This is a genomic window from Sphingomonas pruni NBRC 15498 (assembly GCF_001598455.1).
In the GTDB taxonomy this organism is placed as follows: Bacteria; Pseudomonadota; Alphaproteobacteria; order Sphingomonadales; family Sphingomonadaceae; genus Sphingomonas; species Sphingomonas pruni.
Map to the genome: position 1 here is coordinate 46094 of NZ_BCYZ01000012.1, position 14050 is coordinate 60143.

General features: G+C 60.7%; 12 protein-coding genes and 1 tRNA gene. All 13 read left to right on the forward strand.

Annotated features, from left to right (window positions below; genetic code table 11):
- Nucleotides 1-44 precede the first annotated feature (44 nt).
- The 13 genes from SPR01S_RS05515 (at nucleotide 45) to SPR01S_RS05575 (ending at nucleotide 14048) form a co-directional block, all read left to right on the forward strand.
- On the forward strand, nucleotides 45-584 hold the full coding sequence (locus SPR01S_RS05515) for a (2Fe-2S)-binding protein (RefSeq protein ID WP_066586073.1): 540 nt from the start codon (nucleotides 45-47) through the stop codon (nucleotides 582-584).
- Nucleotides 585-694: 110 nt separating this feature from the next.
- Entirely contained in the window at nucleotides 695-1696 is a 1002-nt protein-coding gene (locus SPR01S_RS05520) for an RcnB family protein (RefSeq protein ID WP_066586076.1), read from the forward strand.
- Between the two features lie 84 nt (nucleotides 1697-1780).
- Nucleotides 1781-2464, forward strand: coding sequence for a prolyl hydroxylase family protein (locus SPR01S_RS05525; protein ID WP_066586079.1), 684 nt, complete (start codon nucleotides 1781-1783; stop codon nucleotides 2462-2464).
- A gap of 463 nt (nucleotides 2465-2927) precedes the next feature.
- Nucleotides 2928-4682, forward strand: a complete 1755-nt coding sequence (gene recJ, locus SPR01S_RS05530; protein ID WP_066586081.1) for a single-stranded-DNA-specific exonuclease RecJ — start codon at nucleotides 2928-2930, stop codon at nucleotides 4680-4682.
- A 72-nt stretch (nucleotides 4683-4754) separates the two neighbouring features.
- A tRNA-Glu gene (locus SPR01S_RS05535) sits at nucleotides 4755-4829 on the forward strand.
- A gap of 309 nt (nucleotides 4830-5138) precedes the next feature.
- Nucleotides 5139-6881 (forward strand): glycosyltransferase family 9 protein, encoded by a 1743-nt coding sequence (locus SPR01S_RS05540; protein WP_066586084.1) that lies wholly within the window; start codon nucleotides 5139-5141, stop codon nucleotides 6879-6881.
- Nucleotides 6878-7534: a D-glycero-alpha-D-manno-heptose-1,7-bisphosphate 7-phosphatase gene (locus SPR01S_RS05545; RefSeq protein ID WP_066586090.1), complete on the forward strand. Its 657-nt coding sequence runs from the start codon at nucleotides 6878-6880 to the stop codon at nucleotides 7532-7534. Before SPR01S_RS05540 ends, SPR01S_RS05545 begins: the two co-directional genes overlap by 4 nt.
- Before the next feature lie 51 nt (nucleotides 7535-7585).
- Nucleotides 7586-8329 (forward strand): class I SAM-dependent methyltransferase, encoded by a 744-nt coding sequence (locus SPR01S_RS21140; RefSeq protein ID WP_084250965.1) that lies wholly within the window; start codon nucleotides 7586-7588, stop codon nucleotides 8327-8329.
- A gap of 27 nt (nucleotides 8330-8356) precedes the next feature.
- On the forward strand, nucleotides 8357-9574 hold the full coding sequence (locus SPR01S_RS05555; protein ID WP_084250966.1) for an AGE family epimerase/isomerase: 1218 nt from the start codon (nucleotides 8357-8359) through the stop codon (nucleotides 9572-9574).
- Between the two features lie 43 nt (nucleotides 9575-9617).
- Nucleotides 9618-11126: a D-glycero-beta-D-manno-heptose-7-phosphate kinase gene (gene rfaE1 / locus SPR01S_RS05560; protein ID WP_066586099.1), complete on the forward strand. Its 1509-nt coding sequence runs from the start codon at nucleotides 9618-9620 to the stop codon at nucleotides 11124-11126.
- Nucleotides 11123-12094, forward strand: a complete 972-nt coding sequence (rfaD, locus tag SPR01S_RS05565) for an ADP-glyceromanno-heptose 6-epimerase (protein ID WP_066586109.1) — start codon at nucleotides 11123-11125, stop codon at nucleotides 12092-12094. The genes rfaE1 and rfaD overlap by 4 nt, the downstream gene beginning before the upstream one ends.
- Complete coding sequence (locus SPR01S_RS05570; protein WP_084250968.1) at nucleotides 12091-13257, forward strand: KpsE/RkpR family capsule polysaccharide export protein; 1167 nt, start codon at nucleotides 12091-12093, stop codon at nucleotides 13255-13257. Before rfaD ends, SPR01S_RS05570 begins: the two co-directional genes overlap by 4 nt.
- An 8-nt stretch (nucleotides 13258-13265) precedes the next feature.
- Nucleotides 13266-14048 carry an ABC transporter permease gene (locus SPR01S_RS05575; protein WP_066586115.1) on the forward strand — a complete coding sequence of 261 codons (783 nt, stop codon included), beginning with the start codon at nucleotides 13266-13268 and terminating at the stop codon, nucleotides 14046-14048.
- Nucleotides 14049-14050: the final 2 nt, after the last annotated feature.

The following is a 14050-nucleotide window of genomic DNA, read 5'->3' on the forward strand; positions in this document are numbered from 1 at the left end:
AATGTCGCTGGCGGAAACGGCGCGTTTCCGCCTACATTTCGTGCGTGACCAAATTCACCGTCAACAATCAGCCGGTCGAATACCGCATGGACCCCGCAACGCCGCTGCTGTGGGCATTGCGCGACGCGTCCAACCTGACCGGGACCAAATATGGTTGTGGCACTGGCCATTGCGGGGCGTGCATCGTCGATGTCGATGGCGCAGCGAAGAAATCATGCCTGGTGCCGATCGGATCGATCGAAGGCAGCGTCGTCACGACGATCGAAGGGCTGTCGCATGACCGCAGCCATCCGATTCAGGTGGCCTTCCTGGCAGAGAATGTCAGCCAGTGCGGTTTCTGCATCCCTGGGATGATCATGGCCGCCTCGGTCTTGCTCCGGAACAATCCGCGCCCGTCGGAAGAGCAGATCCGCCAGAGCATCGCCAATATCTGTCGCTGCGGCGTCTATCCCCGGCTGGTCGAGGCCATCCAGCGCGCGGGGCGCATCCAGCGCGGCGACGACACCGTCGCGACCGGCCCTCGTCCCGGCATCGACCCCAAAGATGCGGCCAGGGTGGTGCCCGCGCTGACTCCTCAGCCCTAGCGATTCCTTTCAATTGGCTGTCAGCCCAATTCAGAAACCCGTCAGTGCGACTCGCCTAGAACCGCGCTATCGTAGGGTCGGCTCGTGCGCCGGCGAGTGGAGAAAATCGAATGCGTAAGTCTATCATTTTCGCGCTGATGGCGGCGGTGTCGATGACGCCCGCGATCGCCTCGGCGGCGGATCGCGACAACTGGCGCGGCCGTGGCGGCGACCAGAACGCGAATTCGGGTCAGCGCGGAGATCGCGGCGGCTGGCGTGGCAATAACGGCGGCAATGGCGGTTGGCGCGGCAATGGCGGCAATGCCTCGCCCGCGCCGAGTCCGGCACCTGCGCCCGCCCCAGCGCCTGCGCCCGCACCGCGTTGGAACGGCGCCAACAATGGCGGCGCCAACAATGGTGGCTGGCGCGGCTTTCGCGGCGGCAATGGCGGGGCGACCGTGCCGAACGCCGGCGGCGGCGAGCGCAATTGGCGCGGCGGCGACAATGGCGGCTGGCGCGGTTTCCGCGGGAATCGCGGCGACGGTTTAACTGCGGCCCCCGTGCCGGCTCCGGCACCGCAGCTCAATGGGCAGCGCGACGGCAATCGCGACTGGCGCAACCGCGGTGGCAATGACGACAATCGTGGCTGGCGCGGACGCGACGGTAACGACAATCGCGATCGCGATCACAACTGGCGCGGTGGGGACAACCGCCCCGATCGCAACTGGCAGGGCAATCGCGGCGACAACCGCAACTGGAACGGCAACAACTGGCGCGACGGCGACAACCGTTGGCGAGGCAATGACCGCGATCGCGGCGGCAACTGGAATCGCGGCTGGCGTGGCAACAATCGCTACGATTGGCAGCATTACCGGTCGTCCAACCGCAACGCCTATCGCCTGCCGCGCTACTACGCGCCTTATGGCTGGAGCTACGGCTATCGCCGCTTCTCGGTCGGCGTGATCCTCGACTCGATCCTGTTCAATCAGAGCTATTGGATCGACGATCCGTACGACTACCGTCTGCCGGAAGTATACGGGCCGTATCGCTGGGTGCGCTATTACAACGATGCCCTGCTCGTGGACATCTACACGGGCGAAGTGGTCGACACGGTTTACGACATCTTTTGGTAAGACGGTCGTCACGTGGGGACGAGGGCTCGGGGATTTATTCCCGGGCCCTTGCCTTTTTCGCCCGAGGCGAGAAGAAACCGCGCCATGTTCGGCAGGAAGAAGAACCCCTCGGGCGGCACATCCAAGGAGCGCGCCCGCGTCGGTAGCGAAGTGGCGGCGCGGTTGGACGCCAATCCCAACGTCCAGGCGGCGATGGTCGGCGCGGCGCAAGCTTATTATTACATGAACTTCCTGACGCCTGCGCAGTGCGACATGCTGATCAGGATGATCGACGGCAACCGCCGTCCGTCGACCTTGCTGGCCGATCGAGAGGATTACGGATTCCGCACCAGCGAAAGCTGCGACATGGACCGCTACTCGCCCGATGTCGCGCCAATCGACACCTCGATCGCCAATCTGCTCGGCATTCCGCCGGCGAAAGGCGAGACGATGCAGGGGCAGCGTTATGCGCCCGGCCAGCATTTCCGCGCCCATCACGATTTCTTCCACGAAAATCAGAAATATTGGGCCGAAATGAAGCGAACCGGCGGCCAGCGCACCTGGACCGCGATGATCTATCTGAACGATGTCGAGGAAGGCGGCGCGACCTGGTTCCCGCAAGCCGGCCTGCGCGTCGCGCCACGCCGCGGCCTGTTGCTCGCCTGGAACAACATGAACCCCGACGGCAGCCCCAATACGCTGACGTTGCACGAAGGCATGCCGGTGGTGAAGGGCGTCAAGTACATCATCACCAAATGGTTCCGCGAGAACGATTGGGCCGTTTATTAAGGCAGACGCGCGGACGCGCGCCCTCGGTTGTAGTCGTCGATCCGTGCGCTGGAGCATGACGCGAGCGTGGATAAGAGGCACAATGGCCTGACGCCGAACTCTTTCCACGACCAACTGCCCTGTTTGTGTCACGAGGCGGAAGGATTTTGCTGCAGCGCGGGAACTCGGCCGGTTCGGGCTCGTTGAGCGGATCGTGCGGGACAAGGTGTACGCGGAATGTCGTGGCAATTATTGGGGTGCGCCGTCGGGATGCACCGTCGCGACCCGGCTAGTTCCCGGCCTGCGGACGGCCGGTACATCGGCGAATGCGCCGGTTGCGGCCGACCAATGGTATGGACCCTGTCGGGTTGGAAGCTGGACCGCCACCGGGACGACTCGCACATCACCCAACCCTGACGCATTGCAACCAAGCACGCGGCAAGCCGCCTAGCGCATCAGACTCTGCGCAGCTAAACCGCGGGCGATGGACAACGTCGCCGGCATCACCCGTTCCTTTCTTGGCCAGGCGTGGCGCTGGCGAGCTTTGGCGGCCGACGCACGCGATCCGGGGTTCCAGCCCGACGACCTGGTTACGCAATTGCTGCTCGCCCGCGGCGTCGGGCGCGACGCGATCGAGGCCAATCGGTCGCCGAGCATTCGCGGTTTCATGCCGGACCCCTCGATCTTCAACGACATGGACAAGGCCGCTCGCCGTCTGGCAGACGCCGTCCAGGCGAACGAACAGGTCACGATATTCGGCGATTACGATGTCGATGGCGCGACCTCGGCGGCGCTGATGATCCGGTTGCTGCGCGACCTGGGCCTAACGCCGGCAGCTTATATCCCGGACCGGCTAATGGAGGGATACGGCCCGTCAGGCGAGGCATTGGTGCGGATCGCCAGCGGCGGCGCGACCTTGATCGTCACCGTCGATTGCGGCGCCCAGGCGTTCGACGCACTCGACATGGCACGCAATGCCGGGGTCGACGTCGTCGTCGTCGATCATCACAAATGCGCCGCCGCCCTTCCCCACGCACATGCTTTGGTGAACCCCAACCGGCTCGATGAGGGCGACGGTGCCGCCCACGGCCACCTCGCGGCAGTCGGCGTAGCCTTTCTGCTCGGCGCGGCGTTGCTGCGCGAGTTACGCAGCCGCGGCTATTTCGCTGACCGGGCCGAGCCCAAATTGCTCGATCTGCTCGATCTGGTCGCGCTCGGCACGGTTGCCGATGTCGCGCAGCTGAAGGGCCTCAATCGCGCGTTCGTTGCGCAAGGGCTGAAGGTGATGGCGCAGCGTGGCAATGTCGGCCTCGCCGCGTTGGTCGAGGCATCGCGGCTGACGCGCGCGCCGACCTGCAGCGACCTGGGCTTCGCGCTGGGGCCGAGGATCAACGCGGGTGGCCGCGTCGGCCGCGCCGATCTCGGCGTGCGGCTGCTCACTACCGAGGACGTGAACGAAGCGCGCAGCATCGCCGCCGAACTCGACCGGCTCAATGAAGAGCGTCGCGCGATCGAGGCCATGGTTCAGGAACAAGCGGAGCTGCTGCCCCATGGCAGCGCCGTCGCGGTGGTCGCCGGCCGGGGCTGGCATCCCGGCGTGATCGGCATTGTCGCTGGGCGGCTCAAGGAGAAGCTTGGCATTCCGGCGATCGTCATCGCCATCGATGATAGCGGCACGGGTAAGGGATCTGGCCGGTCGATTACCGGTGTAGATCTCGGCGCGGTGGTCCTGGCCGCGAAGGAGATGGGTGTTCTCGTCGCTGGCGGCGGTCATGCCATGGCGGCCGGGCTGACGATCGACGTCGATCGTATTCCCGAATTCGCCGCATTCCTGGAAGAGCGCCTTGCTGTGGCGGTTGCCAATGCGCGCGAAGATCGCGCCTTGCTGGTCGACGCCCTGCTCGCGCCGGGCGGGGTGACTCCGGGCCTGTGCGAGACGATGGAGGCGGGTGGCCCTTATGGTATGGGCTGGCCGGCGCCGCGCGTTGCGGCGGGGCCGTTCCGAATCGTCCGCGTCGATGTCGTCGGCAATGGCCATGTCCGTGCCATCGTCGCCGGCGACGATGGCCGTAGCCTCAAGGCCATGGCGTTCCGCTCGGCCGATACGTTGCTCGGCCAGACGCTGTTACAGGCGCCGCGGGATCGCAAATTATGGCTCGCCGGCCGACCCAAGATCGACGATTGGGGATCGCGTCCCGCGGCCGAATTGCATCTCGATGACGCCGCTTGGGCGGATTGATCACGGCAAACGCGCACAACGCTTGACCGAACGCCTCGCTTTCCCTAACCGCTCATCCGCGCCGACACGCTCGGCCCCTTCGTCTAGCGGTTAGGACGCGGCCCTTTCACGGCTGAAACACGGGTTCGATTCCCGTAGGGGTCACCAGCGAAGCATTTATCGCATTCATCCTACGCAATAAAATCTAAAGCTGCTCCAATCCAAACCGCGGGTGTTCGCACCTTTGCATAGGGCATGCATGGTTCGCGCGTTTCCGAGACGCTTTTCGGCCTTCGGCTAACATCTGGGGGATCCGCAGGTTTGTGAGACATGCCGTCGGTGACGTGCCCCACTGAAACGTGACCGTTTTGGGTAGCGACGGGCGTTGAACTCAGTTGGCGCACAGCCTTGCCTCAGGGTGAATCTGCTGCCAATAGAGACTGGACCGCTATCATTTTATAATGGCTCGCAATTCCCATGAACCAGCTTGCCGCCGAGAAGGCGGATACTCGGCCTATCCCGCCGGATCAAAACCTGCTGGGCGAGTTCTTCTCGGAGTTCCTGGATGAGGCAGCCTTTGCCGATTTCCGGCAGGCCGAACGTCTTGTCGCGTCGCTGAAGAGCCAGGGGCTGACGGTCGCCGGCTATCCTATCGTTCGTCCCGCCGATTGCGGACGAATCACGAGCGTCCTTTCCGGCATCTTCGAAACCAGCCGGCCCCATTTTCGTACGCATGATCAGAAATTGACCGGGCGGTTCGAGGAATTGATCGGCGAATTCCACGATTACTGCCAGCGCATCTATCCCGGCGAAGCGATGGGCGCGCGACTGTTGCGCGCTCGCATCCGCCTGTTCATGGGCGACGCGAAGGGCGTGCTCGAGCTTGTTTCCCACCATGCACGACGGCCCTATGCGTTGGAAGACAATCCTGGGCATTTCCTCCAGCTCATCGAATTGTACGCGCAAGCCCATTTGCTGCAGGGCACATTGGCGGACACCAACATGTCCTTCATCGCTTTGGGACGCTGGCTCGCCGCCAATGTCCGTCGCCTGTCGCCGCGCCGGGCCGGCATCCGGATGGCGCCATTCGTCGCGATGGGACGCAACGAACCGACAGCGCCGCTGCGTTCCGCTCTGATCCGCCGGGCTTCGCAAGCCTATCTGGACTGCCTGCGCGGGCGCCGTCAGCCGCTCAGCTTCGTATCGATCAAGATCCGCGCCCTGTGCTGCCTATTGGTTCTGGGCCTTTGCTACCGCTCGCTAAAAAGCAGCGGCAAGACCGGCGACCCGTTCTCCTTGACGCGCAACAAACAGGGCCGGGTGCTGGTTACACGAGCAATGGGGGGGATCGGCGATCTGCTGATGATGGAGCCGGGGCTCGAAGCCAACGCGACCCGTTACGGGCAAGCGGTGGATTTCGCCATTCCTCGGAAGTTCTTTCCGATCTTCGAGCACAATCCCCATGTCAACTTAATCGACATCGACGGCCCGCCGATCGATATTTCCACGTATCGTCATTTCTTCAATCTCAGCCAGTGCCCGGCCAGCCGCTACGAGAGCCGGACTAGGCCAGAAATCAGGAAAGGGCGGGTGGAAATCTTCGCTCAGGCGATGCGCGTGGACCTGAAGCGACTTCAGAGGCAGGGGTGGCACATCAATCACTTCCTCTCCACTCAAGAAGAGGAATTTTGCGACGATTTCCTGAAGCAACACGGCATCGGCAGGGAAAGCGGCGCCAAGCGACCACTGGTCGGCGTTCAGCCTTTCTCCCGCGACAGCTATAAAGACCATCCCGAGATAGCCAATATCATCCGCGCAATCGCTAAAGATTACGACGTCCTGATCTTCCATCACGTCGCAAATGGCCTGCCACAAGCGGAAGGCATAACGACTACCGCCGGCCTGCCTCTCGGGCGCTCATTGGCACTCGTTTCCAGAGTCGCGGCGATGGTTAGCGTCGATAGTGCTTTCTTGCATGCCGCGGCCGCGTTCGATGTACCGGTGGTAGCGCTATTCGGTCCGACCGATGGCCGCACCTTTACCCGTCATCACAAGCGAGTGAAAATACTATGGCATCAAGAAAGCTTCGGATGCGCTCCTTGCTGGCGCAACGAGGATCTCGCTTGCAGCGTTTCGGGCCTTCGTTCCATCAGCCCTTGCGTCGCGGCTATCCGAACTGACGAGGTGCTTGCCGCCGTTGCCGAGATGATCGAGGCATGAGCGCCACCGATCTGCCTGAACGCGGCTGGACCACTCGCCACACTCAACGCGATCTCACCGGGAAGCCGGCGCTGTTCTTGGATCGCGACGGCACGGTTATAGAAAACGTGCCGTATCTTGCGGACCCCGCCGAGGTTTCGCTTATTCTGGGCGCGCGCGAGACGATCGCGGCTTTTCGGGATAACGGTTATGCTGTGATTATCGTTACCAACCAGTCCGGTTTCGCGCGCGGCCTGGTTTCGCCCGATCAATATCGAGCGGTGGAATCGGCGGTAATCGAAGGCTTGGGCTCGAACCTCGTTGACGCCACCTACGCCTGCCCTTTCCATCCCAACCACCCATGGCGCAAACCGGAGCCGGGCATGTTGCTTGCGGCCGCGCGAGATCATGGGCTCATCCTGGCTGAGTCGATCATGACCGGGGACACGCTGGCCGATATGATCGCCGGAGCGGAGGCGAGAGTTGGCGCTCTCTTTCATGTTAGGACGGGACATGGTGCGGAGGAAAGAGCAGCTGTGGAAGCGTGGGCTAAAGGACGCCTGACCGTGCGGTTCGCGGATGCTCTCCTCAACCTTTTCCCTTTCGCTAATCCCGTTACGAGGGATATTGCCGACCGGGAACATTGCCGCCTTAAACTTTACAATCCCCGATAAGAAAAAACTTGGAAAATTATCCGAATTTATTTTCTTCAGGAAGAAAAGACCATGCTTCAACTTCCAATTAAACGCGATAACACTACGTGCAAACTATGCGGATCTAAGGCAACCGTTCAATTTGGTCTTCCCTATAGCAAGAAAACTGGTCATCCTATACCGAACGAACCAGACGATTGCTGGTATTATCAATGCGACAATTGCAGTTTTTTATTTACAGATGCCATTGATAATCAAGATCATTCGACGATATACGATGAAACATACTGGGAAAACCAAGATCCCGACTGGTATGGACGTGTTACCGAGACTTTTCGCCTTGTCGCCCTGTCGAATGAATTACTAAACATTCGTCTCGACAAGGCCGAAATACTTGATTTCGGCTGCGGCATCGGCGGATTTGTCGAGATGGGGCGCAAATCACTTAACCTCAACGTGTGGGGGACAGATATCATTCCCCCAAAGGTTGGCAAGGAATGGTATCTACCCGATCTTGGTGACCGCAAATTCGATATCATCACATCCTGTGAAGTCATCGAGCATCTGCCCGACCCTCGTAAAATTTTTAACATCGTTCGGGCGCACCTGAAACCCAGGGGAGTTTTTGCCTTTCAGACGGCCCAGTGGGATCCAAACGGCCTCGATCGCGAGTGGTGGTATCTCGGGCCCAACAACGGGCACATCTCGCTCTATAGTGCCGATGGCCTAACTCATGTTTTTAATGACATGGGCGGAGTTGGCCGCCGGCTGTGGAATGACTACGCCGGCGTCCAGGCTTGGCTTTTCATGGACTAAGGCGGCGACAGCGGCGTGAGTCAAAGAATGAAGGCGATATCGCCGAAATTAAGCTTGCCGGAATGCCTAAAGCGTACGCGAGAATGGGCTGAATTTGCCCTTCCCGCGCTGCTGGATTTGGCGTGCGATGAACAATGCGGCGGTTTCGCCGAACGGTTCGATTGGGTAGGGACACCAATTGATCCGGGTTTCAAGCGCGTGCGCGTCACCGGCCGGCAGCTCTATGTTTTCACCCATGCCGCCCTGGGCGATGTGGGAGGCGCCCGCGAAGTGGCTGAGCGTGGCGCCGCATTCCTCAAAAGCAGGTGCCTGCGGCAGGATCGGCAATTTGCCTCTCGCCTCGGCAGTGACGGCACTTTACTCGATCCGACTTCCGACCTTTATGACATCGCCTTTGGCCTATTCGCACTCGCTTGGTGGTACAAGCTTTCCGGCGACGCCGAGGCTGTCGAAATGGCCGATACCGCGTTGGCGCATCTTCGCGAAACGATGCGCTCTCCTTCGGGGCGAGGCTATCTCGCCCGTCAAGACGATTGCGGTCAGCACCAGCAAAACCCGCACATGCATCTCTTCGAGGCCGCAATCTTTCTAGCCTCCTTCACGGGGAGTGAGGCAGCGCGCCAGCTCGCCGACGAATTGTTCGACCTTGCTTCGAACACTCTGTTCGACCCGGTGACCGGCACGCTGCCGGAGTTCTTTGACGAAGATTGGCGCGCCGGTGACAATTCTGGCACGATCCGGATCGAACCCGGCCACCATTATGAATGGGTCTGGCTTTTGTGCCGCTATGGCGATCTCGCCCGGTGCCCCGAAGCGTTCGCTATCGCCGATCTTCTGTACACGTTCGCCCAAGCTCATGGGCACGATCCCGTTACCGGCCTGATCGTAGACGCCGTGGATCCCGCCGGACTAGTGCTTGCTGGTGACCTTAGGATCTGGCCGAACACTGAATATCTAAAAGCCCAGGTCGCTATGCGCGAGCGCCACGGGCAAGGTCCCGGGTTCGACGATATGGCAATTGCGGACAATTTGACGCGGATTTTTGACCATTTCTTAACCCCGCGATGCACCGGCCCCGCTTCCACCCTGCCTCCAGGGCTGTGGATTGACTATTTGGCATCGCCCTCCCTACAGCCCAAGTGCGATCATATTCCCGCATCGACCCTGTATCATATCATGTTCGGGTTTTCCGAGGTGCTGCGTCATGTCAACGGCCACGGTCCCTTCAGCGGCAAGCCATGGTAAGCCGCGGACGAAGCCTAATAAAACTATCTGACGCGGAGCTTTCGTGAACAGCTTTTTTCCTGACCCAGCGCTACTAACGAACGCGCGCGTTCTTGTAGTCGGCGATCTCATGCTCGACCGTTTTCGCTATGGGTCGGTCTCGCGCATTTCGCCCGAAGCGCCGGTGCCGGTGCTTCACGTCAACCGAGAACAGAAGATGCTGGGAGGGGCCGGCAATGTGCTGGCGAACATCGCCTCCCTGGGAGGCCAGGCGGGACTGATCGCAGTGATTGGCACCGATGAAGCGGGGCGCCTTTGCTCCGAAATGATCTTCGACAAAGCTTGCGATTCCACCCTCCTCGTGTCTGACCCAGCCCGGCCAACGACGCTTAAAACCCGTTTTATCAGCGGCAGCCAGCAATTGTTGCGCTGCGATGAGGAAGACTTCTCCCAATTGCCCGAAGCGATCGAGGACCGGGTAGTCGCCAATTTCGATCGCGCCATCGGCGACTACGACGTGGTGGCGCTTTCGGATTACGCAAAAGGCTTGCTCACCGATCGTGTGTTGCGTCATGCGATCTCGCGATGCCGCGAACTGGGCAAGCCGGTAATTGTTGACCCAAAGCGGCGCGACTTCGCGATCTATGCCGGGGCTAGCGTCATTAAGCCGAACCGCAGCGAGCTTGCCGCCTTTAGCGGCCTACCCTGCCGAGATCTTACCAGCAGCGCGACCGCCGCCGCGCTGGCGATGGAAGTGACTGGCGGCGCCATACTGCTCACCCTTTCCGAAGATGGAATGGCCCTGTTCCGCCCCGGCCATGAAATGAGCCATCTGCATGCCACGGCAACCGAGGTATTCGATGTGTCCGGCGCCGGCGATACGGCATTGGCAATATTCTGTGCCGGGATCGCGAGCGGGCTGACAATGGAAGATGCCGCCCTCGTGGCTAACGCGGGCGCCGGAACAGTGGTTCGCAAGCTGGGTACAGCGACGCTATCCAGCGCTGAACTCGCCCATGCGGTCGGGGAACTGGATCGTACGCGGTCTGCTCCCAGCGCGATCTGCACTGCGGAGGACGCCGCCCAGATGGTACAGGCATGGAAGCGTGAAGGCCTCCGCGTCGGCTTTACCAACGGTTGCTTCGATATCGTCCATGCCGGCCACGTCCAGATTCTCCGCCAAGCCCGCGCCTGTTGCGACCGGCTCGTCGTGGGGCTGAACAGCGACACTTCGGTTTCCCAGCTCAAGGGCCCGTCACGCCCGGTCCAGAGCGAGGCATCGCGCGCGGCCGTTTTGGCTGCGATGGGCGCTGTCGATCTGGTAGTGGTGTTCGATGAAGATACCCCCCTTTCACTTATCGAACGGTTGCTGCCGACGGATCTAATAAAAGGGGCTGATTATCGCGAGGATCAGGTAGTCGGCGCCGAAGTGGTAAAGGCCCATGGCGGCAGGGTGCATCTGATCGAACTCTTGCCCGGCCTTTCAACCACTGGGGCAATCGCGCGGATCAAACAGGGGCAAGAGTTCGATACGCCCCTTGTTTCCAATCCCGAAAATGCGAGCGTGAAATGATATTGGTAACGGGCGGCGCCGGGTTCATCGGCGCCAATCTGGTCGAAGCGCTGCTCCGGTTCGGCCCTGTGACGGTTTGTGACTGGTTCGGCCAGGATGACAAGTGGAAAAACCTGCGGCACTGCGCCGTGGACCGTTTCATTTTTCCAGAACAACTATCCGATTTCCTGGAAAGAGCTGGCAGCGGCTTGGCAGCCGTGGTGCATATGGGCGCCGTCAGTGCCACTACCGAGCGAGACGTCGACCTCATCGTGCGCAGCAATCTTCAGCTTAGCCACACTCTGTGGCAATTCTGCACCCGACGCGGCATTCCATTTATTTATGCTTCCTCAGCAGCGACTTATGGCGGCGGCAGCCTCGGATTCGACGATCGTTCCGATCCGGATTACCTTGCCAGCCTGCGTCCGCTGAACGCCTATGGCTGGAGCAAGTTGGCGTTTGATCGCCAGATATTGGCGAGCATTGCGCGGGGTGAACCGGCGCCGCCTCGCTGGGCCGGACTCAAGTTCTTCAACGTCTATGGCCCCCGAGAGCAGCATAAGGGAACGATGCGCTCGGTGATGACCAGCAATTTCGAACGACTGCGCGATGGGGACACGCTACGCTTATTCAAATCCGATCGCACCGATTATTCTGATGGAGGCCAACAGCGCGATTTCGTCTATGTCGGCGATTGCGTCGCGGTGGTGGAATGGATGCTGAAGAACACTTTCCCCGGCGACCTCTATAATGTCGGCACCGGCAAAGCACAAAGCTGGTTGGATGCTGGCCGAGCCATGTTTGCCGCCCTGGACCAGGACCCACGGATTGAATTTATCGACATGCCAGCCAATTTGATCGGTCGTTATCAATATTTCACCGAGGCAAACGTTGCGAAACTGAGCGCGATCGGTGCGCCGGTTCCCGGTACGACTCTACAGGAAGGCGTTCGAGAGACATATCGGTATATGGCGGAAGAGGCCCAATGACTTCGCCCGCCTCCAGTTCCCGGCCCAATGGCGTGGACGGATCAGGCTGGAAAAGATTACGCGGCTATCTCACCGACCATTACGGATGGGTGCTGTTTCTGAGCGTTTTCGTGCTGCCCACTGTTGCGGCCGCGGTGTATTACGGGCTGATCGCCTCCGATCGCTATGTTTCTGAAAGCCGCTTTCTCGTTCGCAGCGTCAACAAGCCAGCATCGGAAGGCATTTCCGCCTATCTGCGCGACTTCGGCATCGCTCGCGCCAATGACGACGCTTATGCGATCCAGGAATATCTCTATTCCCGCGACGTGATGAAGGGGCTGATGCGCAAGGTGAATTTGCGCGCCGTCTACACCCGCGCCGGAGCCGATCCCATCACCCGCTATCACCCCGGTGACCGCGATACGGACGAAAGGCTCTACCGCTATTTCAAGCGACAATTGACGGTAGAAAAGGACGACGAAACCGGCATCACCACGGTAAAGGTGAGCGCCTATCGCGCAGCGGACGCGAAGGCGATCATGGACGCCTTGGTCACCCTGAGCGAAGAGCAGATCAATGTCCTCAACAGTCGCGCCCGCCGCGATACGTTGGGTCAGGCCGAACAGACCCTCGCGCAAGCCGAAACCGGCCTGACCGACGCCACGCTTGCGCTGACCCGTTATCGTAACGCTTCGGAAAATGTCGATCCGATGAAGAGCGCCGGAGCAGCCGTCGATCGTAGCTCTACGTTGAACCGGAGCTTGGCAATGCTGCGGGTCAATCTCCAGACAATGCTGGCCAAGGCCCCCGACAACCCTGCCATCCCCGCCGTGCGGCAGCGGATCGCCGCGCTGGAAAGTCAGATCGCGCGACAGCAGGGAGATCTGACCGGGCCGAAGAACGGTCTTTCCGAAAAACTGGGCAATTATGAGGATCTGAAGGTCAAACAGGAATTGGCCGCGAAGGTCTATGAAACCGCACAATCGCAGATGGAAACCGCGCGGCAGGAAGCCATGCGGCAGCAGATCTATATCGAAACGGTCGTCCGCCCAAATCTGCCCGACGAACCGCTGGAGCCGCGGCGGTGGCGCTACTTCTTGACCGTTGCACTCTTGAGCTGCTGGTCGTTCCTGATGCTGTACCTGCTGGTATCGGGCAGCCGCGAGCACCTCAATCTTGACTGAGGTGGATCATGCGCGGCTACCTTGATCGCATCAGGCTCAAGATGCGGGTCATCAACGCTTTGTTCATCCGCGAGCTGATGGCCCGTTTCGGGCACAGCAATCTCGGCTTCCTGTGGCAGGTACTGGAGCCTCTGGTGCTGGCGCTGGGGGTCATGGCGTCATGGTCGCTGATCTACGGAGAGCGCAACCATGGGGTCCGAGTGATCCCGCTGGTGCTGACCGGCTACACCTACCTCACTTTGTGGCGCCATATGACCGCGCGCCTGAGCAACAGCTTCCGGCAGGCATCCGGGCTGTTGTTTCATCGCTCGGTCAAGCCAATCGATATCCTGATCGCTCGCGGCATGCTGGAGTCGATCGGGGTGCTGATGGCTTTCTTCGCGGCCTACATCCCGTTGGCGTTGTTGGGCATCATCGATCCGGTGGACGACTACCTCGTTCTGCTTGGCGCCTGGACACTGATATGCTTTCTCACCTTCGGCGTGGCCCTGATCATTACCGGGGTCACGCACCTGTCCGAGACGATCGAACGCTTTGTTCAGCCGGTGATGTACCTGATCCTGCCGCTGACGGGCGTGTTCTACATGGTCTATTGGCTACCGCCCGCCGCACGTGAGGTCGTAGTGCTCTCGCCGCTGGTCCAGGCCTGCGAGATGTATCGCGCCGGGTTGTTCGGTCACGCCATGCCCACGTTCTGGGACCCTTGGTACATCCTGCTGTGGGGCATTGGCGCCAATGCACTAGGCTGGGTTCTGGTACTCAAGGCCCAAAAACATATCGAGATGGAATAGCC